The following is a 17,769-nucleotide window of genomic DNA, read 5'->3' as shown; positions in this document are numbered from 1 at the left end:
CACCTCAGTGATGGCTGCGGGTCGGGCGGTCGAAGACGCGGCGGCCGAACAGCGACCCGGCAAGGTCCACCATCAGCCGCGCGGTCCGGCCGCGATCATCCAGAAACGGGTTCAGTTCAACGAGGTCGAGCGAGGTCATCAGCCCGCAATCGTGCAGAAGCTCGCAGACCAGATGCGCCTCGCGGAAGGTCGCGCCGCCGGGCACGGTCGTGCCCACGGCGGGCGCGATCGCCGGGTCGAGGAAATCGACATCCAGGCTGACATGCAGCATACCCTGCGCCGCCCGCACCTTGTCCAGAAACTCCCGCAGCGGCGCGACGATGCCGCGTTCGTCCAGCACGCGCATGTCGTTCATGGCGATCCGGGTGGTCAGCAGCGCGGCATGTTCGGCGGGATCGACGCTGCGGATGCCGAACAGGCAGATATTCTGCCCCGGCACCGGCGCGGGAAACGGCGGGAAGGCGTCGAACCCCGCGCGCCCGGCGATATAGGCGACGGGCGTGCCATGCAGATTGCCCGAAACGGTGCTCAGCGGCGTGTGGAAATCGCTGTGCGCATCGAGCCACAGCAGAAACAGCGGCCGCCCCACACGGGCGGCATGCTCCGCCGCCCCGGCGACGGAACCGAGCGCGAGGCTGTGATCCCCGCCCAGCACCACCGGCACCCCGCCCGCATCGAGCGCCCGGGCGACATGGCCACGCAGCGCGGCGGTCCAGCCCAGCGTCTCGTCCAGCTGGTCCACGGCGGGGTTGGCGCATTGCGCAGGCGGCAGCGCCTCGGGCAGGGCATCGCCCAGGTCGGTGACCCGGTGGCCAAGGTCGCGCAACACCGCCGCGATCCCCGCGACACGATAGGCCGCAGGCCCCATCAGGCAACCGGGGCGGCGCTGGCCGGAATCAACCGGCGCGCCGATCAGGGAAATATCCGTCATTCGCGTCTCCTTCTCCGCCCCGAGAGTTCCCGCGCCGGATGGTGACTGCAACGGAAAGATTGGCTAATATGGGCAGGGATATTACCGGAATGACAAGGCAGGCTGCCGATATGGACGATCTGGATCAGGCATTGATTGCCGAATTGCGCCGCGACGGGCGGGCACCGATCTCGGACCTGGCCGAGCGGCTGAAGGTCAGCCGCGCCACGGTGCGCGCCCGGCTGGAGCGGCTGAAGGCGGCGGGGGAAATCGCGGGCTTCATCGTCCTGACCCGCGCGGACATCTCCGAGGCGCCGGTGCGTGGGCTGATGATGATCGGCATCGAAGGGCGCGGCGCCGACCGGATCGTGACCCGCCTGACCGGCCTGCCCGCCGTGACCGCCGTGCATACCACGAACGGAAAATGGGATCTGATCGTGGAACTCGCCACCGGATCCCTCGCCGAACTCGATCAGGTTCTGACACAGGTCCGCAGATTCGAGGGCGTCACGACATCGGAAACGAACCTCCTGCTTGCAACGAAAAGAGCAGGCAAACGGATTTGATCAGGGGTCCGGCGGCTGCATCATCGCGTCGGCATAGCGGCGCATCAGGCGGACGAAGGTTTCGACCTCTTCCGCGGTCCAGCCGTCGAAGGTCCGCTGCATGATCCGTTCGCGCGCGGCGTCGATCCGGTCGGTCATTGCCTTGCCGGCGGGGGTGATCACGGCCTCGCGCACGCGGCGGTCCTCTCCCGGGCGGCGGGCGATCAGGCCCAGTTCCTCCAGCCGCGCGGCCTGACGGCTGATCGTGGTGTGATCCCGCCCCACCCTGTCGGCCAGTTCGCCAAGCGCCAGCGGACCCAGCCGCTCGACAAGCACCAGAAGCGGAAACAGCGCCCGGTCCAGCCGGATCCCCGCGGCGCGCACCATTTCCGCGTCCCGCTGCGGCCGGTTCATCACCGCGACGATATCCAGCACCGCGCCATGCAGCGCGCGGATCTGTGTATATTGCAGGTTTTTCGTTGACGTCATTCCGGGTTCCATTTACCTGCATCCTACAGGTTATTCCCGCCATGGAAAGGAAAAGCCATGAAGGCAGCCGTCGTTACCGGGGCAGGTCAGGCGCCGGTCTGCGCCGAATTCCCCGCCCCCAGCCCCGAACCGGGCGAAGTCCTGGTCAATGTCCGCGCCGCCGCGATCAGCCCGCTGGTGCGGGCGCGGGCCTCGGGGCGGCACTATTCCTTCGACGGGCGCTATCCTTTCGTGGCGGGGTTCGACGGCGTGGGGGTGCTGCCCGATGGCCGCCGGGTCTATTTCGCGATGCCGCGCGCGCCCTTTGGCGCGATGGCGGAACAGGTGCCGGTGCAGGCGGAGCGCTGCGTGCCACTGCCCGACGGGATCGACGACATCCGCGCGGCGGCGCTGGCCAATCCGGGGATGTCGTCGTGGATGGCGCTGCGGGAACGGGCACGGATTCAGCCCGGCGAAACGGTGCTGGTCAATGGCGCGACCGGGGCCTCCGGGCAGCTGGCGGTGCGGATCGCCCGGCACATGGGCGCGCGGCGGGTGATCGCCACCGGGCGCAACCCGGAGGTTCTGGCGCAACTGCCCGCCGATGCGGTGATCCCCCTCTCCGATCAACAGGCGCTGACGGAGGCCGTTGCCGCCGGGGTGGATGTGGTGCTCGATTACCTCTGGGGGCCTTCGGCGCGGGTGATCCTTGAGGCCGCCACCCATGCCCGCCCGGCGGATCACCCCTGCCGCTTCGTGCAGATCGGCGCGATCTCGGGCGAGGAAATCGCCCTTCCGGGAAGCTGGCTGCGCTCCGCCGCGATCGAACTCATGGGCAGCGGGCTGGGCAGCGTGCCGATGCCGCGGATGCTGGCGGCGGTGCGGGAGATGCTGGCGGCGGGGCTCGACATCCCCACGCGGGCGGTGCCGCTGGCAGAGATCACCCCGGCCTGGGCCGATGCCACCGACCTGCGGCAGGTCGTCACGATCGGGTGAAAGGGGCCTTCAGGGCGCGGGCTGCGCCGCGAACCAGTCCGCACAATCCCGGGCGATCCAGGGGCCGATGGTATAATACCAATGCGTATGCCGGTTGATCGTGACCAGATCCACGGGATGCCCCGCCGCGATCAATGCGTCGGCGGTCATCCGGCCCCGCCGGGGCGGGAAAAGATGGTCACCCGCCCCGAGATAAAGGCGAACAGGAACGGGCTTTGCCGCCGGGCTGCGCAGGGCCTGAACAGGTACGGCAGCGCCATGCGTGGCGACGGCACGCCAGGGGCCGGGCACCTGGTTCGCATAAAGCTGCGCCAGCAGGCCGCCCGAGGAATGCCCGAACATGAACAGCCGGTCATGATCGAGCTGCACCTTTTTCACCGCCGCATTCAGCGCGGCGATCAGAAACTGCGGCGGGTCGGCTTCGGGATTCCAGCTATCGCCCGCCGCATCGGGCGCGATCAGGACAGTCCCGGACCGATCCGCCTCCGCGCGCCACATGTCCAGCATCGACCGCCCCGTGCGGTTGGCGCCATGCAGCAGCAGGACGGAGGCCCCGGTGGCGCCTTCGGGAATATAAAGATGCACACGCCGCACGGCGCCATCGACGTCAAACGGGACGGTCTCGCCGATCGTTTCGGGTTCGTTATAGGTGGGATTCGCACCCACGCGAGGCACCCCGGGCGGATAGGGGATATTCTTCGCCTGTATCGTCGCGGCATGGGCCCCGCCGCCGAATGCCAGGACTGCGGCACCTGTCGCGACCAAGGTTCTGCGGGTGAATAACATATCGGCTCCCTGCTTCGCATATCAGCCTGCCGGGGGCGTCCGGATCGGGCGGCAGCGTTCCGCGCAAGGATCCCCCGAGGCCCGGACAAGCGCAAGCCGGAATATGCTGGCGGGCGCAGCGATTGGAGACCGTTGCGCCCGCCGCAAATAAGGACGCCGCCCGAAGGCGGCGTCCCGAGGGAACCTTAGCCCTTCTTGCGGCGCTTCGCGGCGCCGAGGCCGGCGAGGGCGGAGACCAGCAGCATACCGGCGGCCGGGACCGGCACGGCGGCGGGGGTCGCGGTGAAGGTATAGGTCGCTTGCAGGTCCTGCGTGCCGGCGGCGTCATAGGCCATCGAAATCGCAAAGCTCTTGCCCGCGTCGATCGCGAATTCGTCGCTGTAGGAGAAGCCGAAGGTCACCTTGCCGCCCGGAACGGTGATATATTCCCAGGTGGTGCCGGTAAAGCCATTGCCCTCGGCCAGGACCTTTTCGATATTCGACTTGACGACCGTATCGAGCCCGGCGCCATTCAGCGTATAGCCGATTTGCGAAATGTCGAAGGCCTGCCCGGCATTCCAGACCGTGCTGTGGGTTTCGCCCGGCTTCAGGGTAAATGCCTCGCCGTTCGAGCCCGCCGTCACCGTGGCCGCATTAACCGCGACCGGAGCCGCCAGAGCCAGAACCGCCGCCGTGAAAGCCATCTTCATGTTCATAACGTTTCCCTCGTTACTGTGCCCCGACCGGGGGCGAACCATTTTCAACTTTGTCCCGATCCGGAGCGAACTCATTCGGAACAAGGGTTTTTTAGCCGGTCCGGGCGGGCTGTGCCATAGGCTTGTTTTATGCCAAAGGGGCGGTAACCAATTCCGTTACGGTTAAAGAAGCGAAATCCCGTTGCGGATCAACGTTGTATTAAAATGGCGTTAAGATTAATGCCGCAGGCGGGCGGGGGAATGATTCCGGCGGGGAATTGGTAAATGTTTTCTTATCGAATATAGTGCGGAAAGGAATCAGCAAGAACACACGCGAATCGGGCCGCGAGCGGTCGTGTTTTCAATGGCGTTGTCGTTTCATCGCCTCGTGCCGGATTCTCTGCGCGGCAGGCAGTCTCTGGCGGTGGGGGCCCTCACTGCCTCCATACCGGCCCCCGATCCGCGGCATTGGGGGCCGCAGCGCGCGGCCCCCAAGATACGCTTCAGGCGTGTTCCGCGCTGTAGGTTTCGATCAGGCGGATGTAGTTCGCACGTTCATAGGCGCCGGATTCGCGCAGGCGGGCCTTGCTCATCACACCACGGACCTGCGACACCGAGGCCAGACCCCGCGCCGCGAGCCAGTTCGACAGCCCGTCGCGCAGCACCGTCACATATTCCGGCCCGTGCCGCAGCAGGGCCGAAGTCGTCATCACCACATCGGACCCGGCGAGAAGGAATTTCACCACCTCGTCCGGCCCCTCGACACCGCAGGACGCCGCCAGCGCGCAATCCACCCGCCCCGCCAGAACCGCCGTCCATAGCAGAGGCAGCCGCATCTCGGCCGGGGCCGACAGTTCCAGCCGACGCGACAGCCGCAGCCGGGCCAGTTCGATATCCGGCTGGATGTAGCGGTTGAAAATCACCAGCCCGTTCGCCCCCGCCGCAACCAGTTGCCCCGCCATATGGCCGACGGAACTGAAGAACGGCGGGATCTTGACGATGATCGGCAGGCGAACCTGAGCGCGCACGGCCTCAAGCACGCGCAGGTAGCGGGCCTCCATCTCCGTGCCCGACTGGGTGATGTCGACCGGGACGTAGTAGATGTTCAGCTCCAGCGCATCCGCCCCGGCCTTTTCCATCTCCGCCGCATATTCGACCCAACCCGCGACGTCCGACCCGTTCAGGCTGGCGATCACCGGCACCGAAAGTTCGGCTTTCGCGGTTCGGATCAGGTCCAGATACTCCTCCGGCCCGACACCATAGGGACCGGTGACCGAGGTGGGCAGGTAGCTCTGCGCCTCGGGGTTGTTGTCCTGCGTCTGGGCCAAGACGGCGGCGGCTGCGCGGTCCTGCGCCTCCATCTGTTCCTGGAACAGCGAGGGCAGGACGACCGCCCCGATCCCCGCCGCATCCAGCCGCTTCAGCCACGGCAGATGCGCGTTTTCCGGCGAGGGCGAGGCGACGATCGGGTTGCGCAGCGTCAGCCCCGCATATTGGGTGCTCAGGTCGGGGGTGGTTGCAAGGCGTGCCATCACTTGCCCTCCCCAGCCGGAACCAGATCCGGTTCATAGTTGAAGCGCGCGCCGTCCCGGGCGGCAAGATCCTCATACTGCATGTATTTCTCCTGGATCCAGCGTTCGGCGGCATTGGCGAGCGCCGCCGCTTCCTCGGGCCGTTCTCGGGCGAGCGACTGATACCGGACCTCGTTATAAGCATAGGATTTGAACGGGATCGACGGGCGCGGGCTGTCGAGCGAGAACGGGTTTTCCCCCACCTGCCGCAGCGCCGGGTTGAACCGGAACAACGGCCAGTAGCCCGACGCGGTGGCCAGATCCTGCTGATGCAGCCCTTTGCGCATGTCGATGCCATGCGCGATGCAATGGCTGTAGGCGAGGATCAGCGACGGCCCGTCATAGGCCTCGGCCTCGCGGAAGGCTTGCAGCGTGTGCTGCGGATTGGCCCCCATCGCGACCTGCGCCACATAGATATTGCCGTAGGAAATCGCCAGCATCGCCAGATCCTTGCGCGGCGTGCGCTTGCCCGCCGCAGCGAATTTCGCCACCGCGCCAAGGGGCGTTGCCTTCGACGATTGCCCGCCAGTGTTGGAATAGACCTCGGTATCCAGCACGAGGACGTTCACATCCCGCCCCTGCGCCAGAACGTGATCCAGCCCGCCATAGCCGATGTCATAGGCCCAGCCATCGCCGCCCACGATCCAGATCGAGCGCCGCACGAGGTGATCCACCACCGACAGCAGATGCCGGGCGTCCTCGCTCTCCATCGCCAGCAGTTTGACCTTCAGCGCGGCGACCCGTTCGCGTTGCGCGCGGATCTCGCTTTCGGTCTTTTGCGGGGCGTCGAGAATGGCCTTCGCCAGATCCGCGCCCACCTGCGGCGCGACACGGTTGAGGTATTTCACCGCCAGCGCGAATTGCTGATCCGCCGCCAGCCGGTAGCCAAGGCCGAATTCCGCGTTATCCTCGAAGAGCGAGTTCGACCACGCCGGCCCGCGCCCCTCGCCATTCTTCGCCCAGGGCGTCACCGGCAGGTTGCCGCCATAGATCGACGAACAGCCCGTCGCATTCGCCACCTGCAACCGGTCGCCGAAAAGCTGCGACAGCAGCCGCAGATAGGGCGTCTCGCCGCAGCCCGCGCAGGCGCCGGGGAACTCGAACAGCGGTTCGAGGAACTGCACCCCGCGCACATTGCCGAAATCGACCCGCGCGCGGTCATTGACCGGCAGCTTCTCGAAGAAGGCGATGTTGTCCTGTTCCTGTTTCAGGATCGGCATTTTCTCGACGATGTTCAGCGCCTTGGTATCCGGCTCGATCGGCGACCAGGCCGGGCAGGTTTCCACGCACAGCCCGCAGCCGGTGCAATCCTCGACATAGATCTGAAGCGTGAACTCGGTGTCCGGATAGCCGCGCGTATTGATCGGCGCATGAGCGAAATGCTCGGGCGCTCCGGCCAGCCGGTCGGCATTGTAGTATTTCGACCGGATCACCGCATGCGGGCAGACAAAGGCGCATTGCCCGCATTGGATGCACAGATCCGAGCGCCATTCCGGCACGGTATCCGACACGTTGCGCTTTTCAAACGCCGTGGTGCCGGAGGGGAACGTCCCATCCGCCGGGATGCGAGACACCGGGATCGTGTCGCCTTCGGCCGCGAACATCACCGCCGTGACGTTCTTCACGAACTCCGGCGCATCGGCGGGGACCAGCGGCGCAAGGCCGGGGGCATCCGCCTCGGCCATGGCCGGGACCGTCACCGCATGCAGCCGTTCCAGCGCGCCATCCACGGCGGCGAAGTTCATCTTGACGATCCTCTCGCCCTTGTCGCCATAGCTCTTGCGGATCGAGGCCTTGATATGCTCGATCGCCTGTTCGCGCGGCAGCACGCCCGACAGCGCGAAGAAGCAGGTTTGCAGGATCGTGTTGACCCGGAAGCCCAGCCCCAGTTCCCGCGCGGCGGCGGAAGCGTCGATCGTGTAGAACTTCAGCCCCTTGTCGATGATCGCCTGTTGCACCGGCTTCGGCAGGTGGTGCCAGACCTCACCCTCGCCATAGGGCGCGTTGAGCAGGAAGGTCGCCCCCGGCGCGGCATATTTCAGGATGTCCTGACGCGCGAGGAACTCGAACTTGTGGCAGGCGACGAACTGCGCCTCGCGGATCAGATAGGGCGCGTGGATCGGGTCCGGGCCGAAGCGCAGGTGCGAAATCGTCTGCGCACCGGATTTGTGGCTGTCGTAGACGAAATAGCCCTGCGCGAAGAGGTCGGTATCCTCGCCGATGATCTTGACCGAGTTCTTGTTCGCACCCACCGTGCCATCGGCGCCAAGGCCGAAGAACACCGCCCGCGTCACGCGCGGAGAATCGAGCGTGAAGGCCGGATCGTCGGCCAGGCTCAGCCCCGTCACGTCATCCGCGATACCGAGGGTGAAGGAATTCACCGGCCGGTTCGCGAGCAGGTTGTCGAGCGCCGCCTTGACCATCGACGGGCGGAAATCCTTGGACGACAGGCCGTAGCGCCCACCAACGATCAGCGGCAGCGCGGGCCAATCGCCCCGGCTGGCCGCGCCCGCAAGCGTCGCCACCACGTCCTGATAAAGCGGCTCGCCCGTTGCACCGGATTCCTTGCATTGCTCCAGCACGGCGATTTTCTGCACCGTTTTCGGCAGCACCGCGAGGAAATGCGGCACCGAGAACGGCCGGTAGAGCCGCACCTGCACGAAGCCGACCTTTTCGCCCTTCGCCACCAGCGCCTTGACCGTTTCCTTCGCCGTTTCCGCGCCCGAACCCATGGCGATCAGCACCCGTTCCGCCGCCGGATCGCCCGTGTATTCAAATAGTCCGTAGTGCCGCCCGGTCAGTTCGCCGAACCGCGCGAACAGCCGCTCCACGATCGCAGGCAGCGCGTTGTAATAGGGGTTCGTGGCCTCCCGCGCCTGGAAGAAGGTGTCCGGGTTATGCGCCGTGCCGCGGATCCGCGGGTTTTCGGGGCTCAGCGCGCGGGCCCGGTGCGCCCGGACCAGATCATCGTCGATCAGATCGCGCATCACCTCTTCGGGCAGCAGATCGAAGGTGTTCACCTCATGCGAGGTGCGGAACCCGTCGAAGAAATGCAGGAAGGGCACGCGGCCTTCGAGCGTCGCGGCCTGCGCGATCAGCGCCATGTCCTGCGCCTCCTGCACCGAGGCGGAATTGAGCAGCGCGAACCCCGTGCCCCGCGCCGCCATCACATCCGAATGGTCGCCAAAGATCGACAGCGCCGAAGTGGCCAGCGACCGCGCCGCGACATGGAACACCGTCGAGGTCAGTTCCCCGGCGATCTTGTACATGTTCGGCAGCATGAGCATCAGCCCCTGCGAGGCCGTGAAGGTCGTGGTCAGCGCGCCCGATTGCAGCGCGCCATGCACCGCCCCCGCCGCGCCGCCCTCGGCCTGCATTTCCTGCACATGGACAATATCGCCCCAGAGGTTCTTTTCCCCGGCCGCGGCCCATTCATCGGCCAGTTCCGCCATCGTCGAGGACGGCGTGATCGGATAGATCGCCGCGACTTCGTTGACCTTGTAGGCCACCCGGGCGACGGCGGTATTGCCGTCCATCGTCTTGCGGTTTTTCATGACGGCACTCATTGCAGGGCCTCCGAAAGCGTGGGGCCGGCCACGGCGACGGGGGCCGCTTCGGGCACCATGTCGATCGCGTGGCAGGGACATTGTTCAAAGCACGCCCGGCATCCGGTGCAGAGCGAGAGGTTGACCGAATAGCCGCGCCCCGGCCCGAGCTTGGTGATCGCGTCTTCGGGACAGGCGGCATAGCAGTTGTCGCATTCGTAGCAATTGCCGCAGGACAGGCAGCGGCCCGCCTCATGGATCGCCTCGGCCTCGGTCAGGCCACCCAGAACCTCCTGGAACCCGGTGCGTTTCTCGACCGGCACCTCGGCCTGACGCGCCTGCGCGGCATCGTCGAACACCGGCAGGTGCAGATCATCGAAGGGCACGACGCGCGGACGCGGCGGATGATCCCAGCGGATCCCCTTCAGCCAGGCGTCGATATGGCGCGCGGCGTGTTTGCCAAGGCCGACCGCATTCGTCACCGAACGCGTGGCGGGCGTCACGTCGCCGCCCGCGAACAGGCCCGGATGCCCGGTCTGCATGTCCTCGCCCACGATCAGCGTGCCGTCGCGGCCGAATTCCAGCCCCGGCACCCCGCGCAGAAAGCCCACATCCGTCGTCTGCCCCAGTGCCAGAACAAGGCTGTCCGCCTTCAGCGTCTCATATTCGCCGGTGGGGGTGACATTGCCCTTGTCGTCGATCGCCATCTTCTCGACGGTGATGTCCTCGCCGGTCATGTCCTTGATCGAGGACAGCCATTTGAAGGTGATGCCTTCCTCCGCGGCTTCCTGCGCCTCGAAGGCATGGGCGGGCATATGGGCGGCATCGCGGCGATAGATCACCATCGCATCACTCGCACCCAGACGCCGCGCGGTGCGCGCGGCATCCATCGCCGTATTGCCGCCGCCATAGATCGCCACCCGGCGGCCCAGAAGCGGCTTTTCCCCCTGCGACGCCGCCCGCAGCAGATCGAGCGCATCCATCACCTTCGCCGCATCGCGGGCCGGAATGTCGACATGCCGCCCGACCTGCGCGCCGATCGCCAGATAGACGGCATCGTAGCCGCCCGCCGTCTTTTCGGCCATCACATCGCTCACCGGGTGGTTCAGCTCGATCCGGACGCCCAGATCCTCGACCCGGGCGACTTCCTGCGCGAGGATTTCACGCGGCAGCCGGTAGGCCGGGATCGCGAAACGCATCATGCCGCCCGCGACCGGCCCGGCCTCCAGCACCGTCACCGCATGGCCCCGCACCGCCAGATGCCAGGCGGCGGACAGCCCCGAGGGACCGGCGCCGATGACCAGCACCTTCTTCCCCGTTGCGGGCGCGGGCTGCACCTTCCAGCCCCGCGCCTGCCCCAGATCGCCGATATAGCGTTCGATCGCATGGATGCTGACCGACCCATCCAGAGACCCGCGGTTGCACGCCCCTTCGCAGGGGTGATAGCAGACCCGACCATGGATCGCCGGGAACGGGTTGTCCGTGGTCAGCACCTGCCAGGCGCCGTGCCAGTCCCCCGCCCGGGCGCGGTCGAGCCAGGCCTGGATGTTCTCGCCCGCCGGGCAGGCGTCGTTGCAGGGCGGCATCAGGTCCACATAGACCGGATGGCTGCTGCGGCTCACCCCGACCGCGTGCCGCACGCCGAGGTTCACGGCGGGGCTGATGTCTCTGATGGTTTCCGACATGGCTGGGTTCCTTTCCGGACCTTGCTGTGTAGGGGTGGGGGGCTGTTAGTTGCCCCGCGCCGGCTGTGCCTTGACGCTGCCCGATTCCCGCAGCGGGATGATCAGCAGAATGGCCAGGACGATCCCGCCCAGAAGCCACGTCCCCGCGGATTGGAAGGTGGCGAGCGTCATCACGCCATCTTCGGACTTGCTGGCGAGGATCCGCCCGAACCAGGGGTTGAGCACCGCCGTCATGGTGAAGACGAGGAAGTTCATCGCACCCGTCGCCGATCCCTTCACCCGGTCGGGGTTCAGTTCCTTGATCGAGGTATAGGGGATCATCGCCGCGCCCGAACCGATACCGAGCATCAGCCCGCCGACATAGGGCGGCAGCATGCCGGGGAAATGAAGGATCATCGTGCCGGAGATCAGCATCAGCACCGCACCGGCCGCGATCACCGGCTTGCGCCGTCCCATCCGGTCCGCGACATAGCCGAGCAGCGGGCAACCGAGCACCCATCCGAGCGGCACCATCGAGGCCCGCGCCACCGCCGTGCCGTAATCCAGGCCCAGCCCCTCACGCAGGAACGGCACGCCCCAGATCATCGCGAAGATCGTCGTCGGCAGGAACAGCAGCCCGCCGATCAGCCCGCAGATCCAGCTTTGCGGATTGCTCAGCACCACCTTGTAGGGCTTCCACGGCGCCTCGGTCGTGCGTTCCTCACGCGTGGCGGGGGGCGTGACCAGCATCATCCCCACCGCCATCACCAGCAGGAAGAAGCCCGACACCGCCCAGAACGCCTGCCAGGTCATCATGCCATGGATGACCGGCGCCACGGCGAATTGCCCGACCGAACCGCCAAGCATCCCGAAGCATTGCGTGACGCCCACCGCCGTGGCGAGCCACGCCTTCGGGAAGCCATGCGCGGCCAGATAGACCGCGCCGGTGAAGGCCATCGCCGACCCGGCACCTTGCAGCAGCCGCCCGGCCTCCGCGCTCACGACCGAACTGGTGCCGAACAGCAACGCGCCGACGCCCACCGCAACGATCCCGGCGGGCACGGTATATTTCGCCCCCGCCCGGTCCAGCGCCGCGCCGGAGACCAGCGCGAAGATCGAGTAGGTATAATAGTAAAGACCGATCAGCTTGCTCAGCTCGACATTGGTCATCGAGAGCGCGCCGCCCAGTTCGGGCAGCATCACGCCGGGCGCCGAGCGCAGCGCGTATTGGACAAAGTAGAACAGGCTGCACAAAAGCCAAGCCGCGATGAAGGCGATTCGCGTCTCCTCCGCGGTACTGAATTCCCGTGAGACCGGATTTTTGTCGGACATTGTATAGTTCCCCGCATATGGGTGGGCAGGCTTGCCCGTCGCATTCCGTAAGGTCACGCGCTTCGACGCGTGTGATGATCCATTGTTTACCTTCCGGAAGGGGTCCGCCTTGATCTGCCACAAATTCCACAGGGGGGAACCGGCCATGTCCTGACCTCATGGCACGCGCAGCCGTCGGGCTTGGCCCGGAGGATGGGCCCGCCTATGCTGCGGCGCGAACGCCCATCGCCCGGTCCGGAGCGGGGGCACGGGAGGGGTGATGCAGATCGGACCGTTGGTTATACCGCCCGACAGGCTGGCCGTCGGCCTGGCCGCGCTGGTGTTCCTGCTGGCCGCGCGGCTGATGGCGCGGCGCAGCCCGGGGCTCGCGGGCTGGGCGGTGAACGCGCTGCTGGCCGGGGTGGTGGCGGCGCGGGTGGGCTTTGTCGCGCGCCATGCCCGGATCTATGCCGAGGATCCGCTGAGTGCGTTGGCCGTCTGGCAGGGTGGGTTCTGGCCCGCCGCCGGGGCGGTCGGCGTGCTGATCGTGACGCTTTGGCACCTGCGCCGCGTGCCCGATGCGATCGGCCCGGTCGTGGTGGTGCTGGTGATCGGCTGGATCGCTCATTCGGTGATCGCGCCCTTCACCCGGCTCGGTACGGCGCCGCCGATCCCGGAGATCTCCCTTGCCGGGCTGGACGGACAGGGGCGCAGACTGGCTGCGGGCAAGCCGATGGTGCTGAACCTCTGGGCGACATGGTGCCCGCCATGCCGGCGCGAAATGCCGATGATGACGGAGCTTGCCGCCGGGTCGGCGGACATCGCCTTCGTCTTCGCCAATCAGGGCGAGAGCGCGGGCAGCGTGCGGCGCTACCTTGAGGCGCAGGGCCTGCCCGGCGCGGATGTCTTCCTCGACCGGGAACAGGCGCTGATGGCACGCTACGGCGCGATGGGCCTGCCGACGACGCTGTTTCTCGCCGCCGATGGCACATTGGTCGCGGCCCACATGGGCGAAATCTCCCGCGCCGCGCTGATCGAGGGGATGGAGCGGCTGCGGGCGCAGCCTCTGCCGCCGGAGGCCGGATCCGTCCGGCCCTGAAACGGCGGGCGGCACCGCCGCCGCCCGCCGATCCTGTCAGCGCTTGCGGCGCAGCGCGGCAAAGCCCGCCAGCGCCCCCGCCAGCAGCACACCCCCTGCGGGCAACGGCACCGGCGCCACATCGGGCGTCAGCAGATAGGCATGGCTCACCCCGTCGCTGCGCGTGCCCCAGCCGACGATCTGCCCGGCGTCGTTGATGCCGATCGCGCGTTCCAACGTCCAGCCGAGATTCGCGTCGATCAGGCCGTTCAGATCCTGCATCCCCGCCACCGCATCCCAGACAAAGGCATGACGGCCGAAGTCGGTATAGCCCACGCCCACCACCGTGCCCTTGTTGTTCAGCCCGTTGGCGATGCTGAAATCCAGCCCGCCCGGCAGGTCGCCGAGGTCGACCATCCCCAGCGTTTCGTCCCAGAAATAGGCGTGCTGTGCACCACCCGCCACCGTGCCGACGCCTGCCATCTGCCCCTGCGCGTTGATCGCCCCTGCGAGGCTGTAGGCCGGGCCGCCCGGCAGGTCGCCGATCAGGGTCCGGCTGCCGTCCGCCTCCAGCCGGTAGGCCACGGTTTGCCCGTTCAGCTCGATGTCCCCGGCGACCTGCCCCGCGTCGTTGATCTTGCGGGCGTAGTTGGTGGCATCGTCATCGGCGCCGTTGAGATCCTCCATCCCGCCGGTCTCGGTCCAGCGGAAGCCATGCGTGCGCTGCGTGCCCGCGGCATTGGCGGCGAAGCTGAACCCCACCACGGTGCCCGCCGCATTGATGCCGAGCGCCTGGCTGTAGTCGCCGCCGCCGGGCAGATCGCCCAGATCGCGCATCCCGTTCGCCGCATCCCAGACAAAGGCGCGGGTGCCGGTTTCGGCGCGGCTGTAGCCCACCACCTGCCCCGCGTCGTTCAACCCCTGGCCGGAACTGCTGTCGGTACCGCCCGGCAGGTCGCCAAGGTCGATCATCCCCAGCGCCGGATCCCACAGGAAGGCATGCGTGACGCCGGAGGCGGTGGTGGCGTCGCCGACGACCTGACCCTTCGCATTGATGGCGCGGGCCGAGCTGCTGCCGTTACCGCCCGCAAGGTCGCCAAGGTCGGTCAGCCGATAGGTCGCCGCCTGCGCCGCCCCGCCTGCCAACAGAGCCGCCAGGATGGCGGTTGAAAATCTGAGACCCATGAAGAAACTCCGCTAGAGGATGCGGGCCGGGATTGGCCCACGCGTCAGATCTGGCGCGCGCGGAAGCTGGCTGATCCGGGTCGTGGTAGTGTGGGAAATTGAATGTGTAAAGATTCCGTTTATCACTGACCCGGACGGCGGAGATTTCGCCCCGATCGCAGCCGAACGTCCCGCACCGGGCGGGCGGCGGGACGGGGCCCGGCCTGTTCAGGCGCCGGGGGCGGTGCTTTCGGTTGCGTGATCCCGCGACCGGGTGGAATGTGGCGGTACAGTTCATTCGACGGGAGAGTCGGTTGACCAGTGGGGAGGTCATGCGCGGCGTGGATGTCGCGGTTGTCGGCGCGGGGGTGGTGGGGTTGTCCTGCGCGATGTGGCTGGCGCAGGCGGGCCACCGCGTCACGCTCTACGATCCGGGCCTGCCGGTACTTTCCGAGGGCGGGTGGTGGCGCAGCAGGTCACCGCGCTGACACCGGAGGCCGAGGGCGTGCGGCTGCACCTGCCCGACGGCTCCGCGCGGCATCAGCGGGTGGTGATCGCCGCCGGGGCCTGGTCGGGGGCGCTGGCGCGCGGGATGGGGGAGCCGGTGCGGCTCGATACCGAGCGGGGCTATCATGTGCTGTTCCCCGGCGCGGGCGGCCTGCTTCGCGGATCGGTCTGTTACGCGGAACACGGGTTCTTCATGAGCCCCCTCGCCGAGGGGCTGCGCTGTGCGGGCACGGTCGAGCTGGGCGGTCTGGACACGCCGCCACGCTGGCGGCGGGCCGAAGCCATTGCCCGTGTCGCGCGGGATCTGATCCCCGGCCTGCCCGAGGTAGGGCGGAAGTGGATGGGGTCGCGCCCCTCGACGCCGGATTCCCTGCCCATCATCGGGCCGTCGCGCGTCGATCCACGGGTGATCCATGCCTATGGCCACGGGCATCTGGGCCTGACGCTGGGGGCGGTGACGGGGCGCATCGTCGCCGGGCTGGTGAGCGGGGAAGCGCCCCTCATCGACCTTGCCCCGTTCCGCCCCGACCGTTGAGCTACTTCGACGCCAGCCCCAGCCGATCCTTCAGCCAGTACCAGCGGATGCCCAGATCCATCACCGGCTTGCGCAGCGCGTGCCAGGCGAGCGGCCGGACCGGCGTGGCGGGAAACAGCACCGGCTCACCCGTGGCGACATGCTCGGCATACATCTTGCCGAAGGCCGTCGCCATCGCCACGCCGCGCCCGTTATAGGCCAGCATGACATGCAGGCCGGGCGCCGGGGCATGCAGATGCGGCATCCCGTCCATCGACATCGCGATATGGCCGGACCAGTGATGGTCGATGCCGATCCCGGCGATCTGCGGAAACATCCGGGCCATGCCCCGGCGCAGTGCCTCAATCAGCGCGGGCTTTTCGGCCGGCCCCACCGCGCCGCGCCCGCCGATGAGGAACCGCCCCTCCGCCGTCTGCCGCATGTAGAAGGCCAGCTTGCGGGTCTCAGACAGCACCACGCCGCCGGGCATGATCGTGCGGCGCAGGTCTTCGGGCAGCGGTTGGGTGGCGATGATCATGCTCTGCACCGGCAGGATGCTTTGTGCGAGGCCCGGCACCAGATCGCCGGTATAGCCATTGGTGGCGACCAGTGCGCGCGGCGCCCGGACCCGGCCCCCGGCGGTGGTGGCGATCCAGCCCGCGCCCTCGTGCGTCAGGCCGGTGACGGGGGAATTCTCGAAAATCACCGCGCCATGGGCCTCGGCGGCACGCGCGAGGCCCCGCACATAGTCGAGCGGCTGCAACGCCCCCGCGCGCGGATCGCGCCAGCCGCCGAAATAGACCGGAGTGCCCGAGCGCTCCGCGATCTGGTCGCGGTCCAGCATCTCCACCGGCACGCCCTGCGCCTGCCACTGCCGCGCGCGGGTCTGCACCGCCTTCAGCGCGAGGGGGGAATGCGCGCCCTGGATCCAGCCGCCCCGGACCGGCGCGCATGGGATGCCATGGGTCGCGATGGTGTCGAACACCAGATCCGCCGCGCCGCCCACCATCCGCACCAGCCGGGCGCCCTGATCGGGGCCGTATTCGGCCAGAAGCTCCTCCGGATCGTGCTTCAGCCCCGGGATCACCTGCCCGCCATTGCGCCCCGAGGCGCCAAAACCGACATGCCGCGCCTCCAGCACCACCGCCCGCTTGCCCGCCTGCGCGAGGAACAGCGCGCTGGCGATCCCCGTAAAGCCGCCGCCGATGATGGCCACATCGGCCTCCTCGGGCTGGCTCAGGGTGGGGCGGGGGTCCGGAGGGACGCTCCACCACAGCGCACGGGAATAGCTTTCGGCACTGGAATTCACCGCGGTCTCCTATCTTGCCTTGTTGACCCAGAGGATCCGGGCCTCGCTGTCGGAGGTATTGTAGAACCGGTGGCGCAGGGTCGAGGGCAGGGCAAAGCCATCCCCCGCCTTGACCTGATAGGCCACGCCCTCGACCTCCAGCACGAACCGGCCGGAGATCACATAGCCAAGCTCCTCGCCCGGATGGCTGTAGGCCTCGGCCCCGGTGGTGCCGCCGGGCTGAACGGTGACGACGAAGCATTTCATCGTCTGGATCGTCGCGGGGGAGGCGAGCAGCTTCGTCACCCCGCCCGCGTCGATCACCACCTTCTGATCCGCGGCACGCAGCACATAGAGCCCCGAGCCGATCGTCAGATCATAGCCCGCCGGGTCGATCAGCTGCGCGGGCGGCATCCGCAAGACCCCGGCGATGGTGTAAAGCGTGCGCACCGTGGGCGAGACCAGCCCGCGTTCGATCTGCGACAGCGCCCCGATCGACACGCCCGACGCCTCCGACAACTGCCCCAGCGTCAGGCCGAGCCGCTGGCGCGACTGGCGGATGCGCAGGCCGATGCCCTCGGGGCTCGGGTCACGGTCCGCAACGGCGGGGAGACCTTCCTTCGGCGACACGAAATCCTCCTGGGCTGTTATCGGGGCATTCTGCGCGCGGCGGGGCGGGAGTTCAATATTCTTAAATCCCGCACCCCGCAGATTGCCGCCGCCCCGGTGGCGCCCTCCGCAGAGTGTC

Annotated in this window: 16 protein-coding genes; 5 read left to right on the top strand and 11 right to left on the bottom strand. The window is 67.6% G+C overall.

Annotation, left to right across the window (positions count from 1 at the left end; all coding sequences use genetic code 11):
• Positions 1 to 4: 4 nt before the first annotated feature.
• Complete coding sequence (gene rocF, locus QM789_RS18355; RefSeq protein WP_420353245.1) at positions 5 to 931, bottom strand: arginase; 927 nt, start codon at positions 929 to 931, stop codon at positions 5 to 7.
• 110 nt (positions 932 to 1,041) lie between these two features.
• On the opposite strand from rocF, the gene QM789_RS18350 reads away from it, so the two are divergent.
• Positions 1,042 to 1,476 (top strand): Lrp/AsnC family transcriptional regulator, encoded by a 435-nt coding sequence (locus QM789_RS18350; protein WP_420353348.1) that lies wholly within the window; start codon positions 1,042 to 1,044, stop codon positions 1,474 to 1,476.
• Here the strand turns inward: QM789_RS18350 and QM789_RS18345 are convergent, their stop codons facing one another.
• Complete coding sequence (locus QM789_RS18345; protein ID WP_420353244.1) at positions 1,477 to 1,944, bottom strand: MarR family winged helix-turn-helix transcriptional regulator; 468 nt, start codon at positions 1,942 to 1,944, stop codon at positions 1,477 to 1,479.
• Positions 1,945 to 2,001: 57 nt separating this feature from the next.
• On the opposite strand from QM789_RS18345, the gene QM789_RS18340 reads away from it, so the two are divergent.
• Positions 2,002 to 2,919: a quinone oxidoreductase family protein gene (locus QM789_RS18340; RefSeq protein WP_420353243.1), complete on the top strand. Its 918-nt coding sequence runs from the start codon at positions 2,002 to 2,004 to the stop codon at positions 2,917 to 2,919.
• Between the two features lie 9 nt (positions 2,920 to 2,928).
• On the opposite strand, the gene QM789_RS18335 is transcribed toward QM789_RS18340, so the two are convergent.
• From QM789_RS18335 to QM789_RS18310, 6 genes are all read right to left on the bottom strand, one after another.
• On the bottom strand, positions 2,929 to 3,585 hold the full coding sequence (locus QM789_RS18335; protein ID WP_420353242.1) for a prolyl oligopeptidase family serine peptidase: 657 nt from the start codon (positions 3,583 to 3,585) through the stop codon (positions 2,929 to 2,931).
• A gap of 305 nt (positions 3,586 to 3,890) precedes the next feature.
• Positions 3,891 to 4,394 carry a VPLPA-CTERM sorting domain-containing protein gene (locus tag QM789_RS18330; RefSeq protein WP_420350317.1) on the bottom strand — a complete coding sequence of 168 codons (504 nt, stop codon included), beginning with the start codon at positions 4,392 to 4,394 and terminating at the stop codon, positions 3,891 to 3,893.
• A 488-nt stretch (positions 4,395 to 4,882) separates the two neighbouring features.
• The gene (locus QM789_RS18325; protein ID WP_420353241.1) at positions 4,883 to 5,911 is read right to left on the bottom strand and encodes a dihydroorotate dehydrogenase-like protein; all 1,029 of its coding nucleotides are present in this window, start codon (positions 5,909 to 5,911) and stop codon (positions 4,883 to 4,885) included.
• A complete protein-coding gene (gene nifJ, locus QM789_RS18320) occupies positions 5,911 to 9,504 on the bottom strand; it encodes a pyruvate:ferredoxin (flavodoxin) oxidoreductase (RefSeq protein WP_420353240.1) in 3,594 nt (1,197 codons plus the stop codon). The genes QM789_RS18325 and nifJ overlap by 1 nt, the downstream gene beginning before the upstream one ends.
• Positions 9,505 to 9,512: 8 nt before the next feature.
• On the bottom strand, positions 9,513 to 11,180 hold the full coding sequence (locus QM789_RS18315; RefSeq protein WP_420353239.1) for an NAD(P)-binding protein: 1,668 nt from the start codon (positions 11,178 to 11,180) through the stop codon (positions 9,513 to 9,515).
• Positions 11,181 to 11,225: 45 nt separating this feature from the next.
• Complete coding sequence (locus QM789_RS18310) at positions 11,226 to 12,491, bottom strand: MFS transporter (RefSeq protein WP_420353238.1); 1,266 nt, start codon at positions 12,489 to 12,491, stop codon at positions 11,226 to 11,228.
• 259 nt (positions 12,492 to 12,750) lie between these two features.
• On the opposite strand from QM789_RS18310, the gene QM789_RS18305 reads away from it, so the two are divergent.
• A complete protein-coding gene (locus QM789_RS18305) occupies positions 12,751 to 13,569 on the top strand; it encodes a prolipoprotein diacylglyceryl transferase family protein (protein WP_420353237.1) in 819 nt (272 codons plus the stop codon).
• Between the two features lie 36 nt (positions 13,570 to 13,605).
• Here QM789_RS18305 and QM789_RS18300 read toward each other — a convergent pair whose 3' ends face one another.
• The gene (locus QM789_RS18300) at positions 13,606 to 14,733 is read right to left on the bottom strand and encodes a VPLPA-CTERM sorting domain-containing protein (protein WP_420353236.1); all 1,128 of its coding nucleotides are present in this window, start codon (positions 14,731 to 14,733) and stop codon (positions 13,606 to 13,608) included.
• Positions 14,734 to 15,026: 293 nt separating this feature from the next.
• On the opposite strand from QM789_RS18300, the gene QM789_RS18295 reads away from it, so the two are divergent.
• Positions 15,027 to 15,200 (top strand): FAD-dependent oxidoreductase, encoded by a 174-nt coding sequence (locus tag QM789_RS18295; RefSeq protein ID WP_420353235.1) that lies wholly within the window; start codon positions 15,027 to 15,029, stop codon positions 15,198 to 15,200.
• A complete protein-coding gene (locus tag QM789_RS18290) occupies positions 15,176 to 15,754 on the top strand; it encodes an NAD(P)/FAD-dependent oxidoreductase (protein ID WP_420353234.1) in 579 nt (192 codons plus the stop codon). Before QM789_RS18295 ends, QM789_RS18290 begins: the two co-directional genes overlap by 25 nt.
• 1 nt (position 15,755) lies before the next feature.
• On the opposite strand, the gene QM789_RS18285 is transcribed toward QM789_RS18290, so the two are convergent.
• Together QM789_RS18285 and QM789_RS18280 are read right to left on the bottom strand one after the other, a co-directional pair.
• Positions 15,756 to 17,042, bottom strand: coding sequence for an NAD(P)/FAD-dependent oxidoreductase (locus QM789_RS18285; RefSeq protein WP_420353233.1), 1,287 nt, complete (start codon positions 17,040 to 17,042; stop codon positions 15,756 to 15,758).
• 9 nt (positions 17,043 to 17,051) lie between these two features.
• Complete coding sequence (locus tag QM789_RS18280) at positions 17,052 to 17,651, bottom strand: cupin domain-containing protein (RefSeq protein ID WP_420353232.1); 600 nt, start codon at positions 17,649 to 17,651, stop codon at positions 17,052 to 17,054.
• Positions 17,652 to 17,769 lie beyond the last annotated feature (118 nt).

The sequence above is a fragment of the Paenirhodobacter sp. genome (genome assembly GCF_047600745.1).
In the GTDB taxonomy this organism is placed as follows: Bacteria; Pseudomonadota; Alphaproteobacteria; order Rhodobacterales; family Rhodobacteraceae; genus Rhodobacter.
Note: the sequence above shows the minus strand (reverse complement) of the source record. Positions and strands in the feature narration are given on the sequence as shown.

Excerpts from the sequence above, each read along its gene's own strand:
- QM789_RS18340 (WP_420353243.1), top strand. The coding sequence starts at position 2,002 with ATGAAGGCAGCCGTCGTTACCGGGGCAGGTCAGGCGCCGGTCTGCGCC.
- QM789_RS18305 (WP_420353237.1), top strand. The coding sequence starts at position 12,751 with ATGCAGATCGGACCGTTGGTTATACCGCCCGACAGGCTGGCCGTCGGC.
- nifJ (WP_420353240.1), bottom strand. The coding sequence starts at position 9,504 with ATGAAAAACCGCAAGACGATGGACGGCAATACCGCCGTCGCCCGGGTG.
- QM789_RS18350 (WP_420353348.1), top strand. The coding sequence starts at position 1,042 with ATGGACGATCTGGATCAGGCATTGATTGCCGAATTGCGCCGCGACGGG.
- QM789_RS18310 (WP_420353238.1), bottom strand. The coding sequence starts at position 12,491 with ATGTCCGACAAAAATCCGGTCTCACGGGAATTCAGTACCGCGGAGGAG.
- QM789_RS18325 (WP_420353241.1), bottom strand. The coding sequence starts at position 5,911 with ATGGCACGCCTTGCAACCACCCCCGACCTGAGCACCCAATATGCGGGG.
- rocF (WP_420353245.1), bottom strand. The coding sequence starts at position 931 with ATGACGGATATTTCCCTGATCGGCGCGCCGGTTGATTCCGGCCAGCGC.
- QM789_RS18315 (WP_420353239.1), bottom strand. The coding sequence starts at position 11,180 with ATGTCGGAAACCATCAGAGACATCAGCCCCGCCGTGAACCTCGGCGTG.
- QM789_RS18330 (WP_420350317.1), bottom strand. The coding sequence starts at position 4,394 with ATGAAGATGGCTTTCACGGCGGCGGTTCTGGCTCTGGCGGCTCCGGTC.
- QM789_RS18300 (WP_420353236.1), bottom strand. The coding sequence starts at position 14,733 with ATGGGTCTCAGATTTTCAACCGCCATCCTGGCGGCTCTGTTGGCAGGC.
- QM789_RS18345 (WP_420353244.1), bottom strand. The coding sequence starts at position 1,944 with ATGACGTCAACGAAAAACCTGCAATATACACAGATCCGCGCGCTGCAT.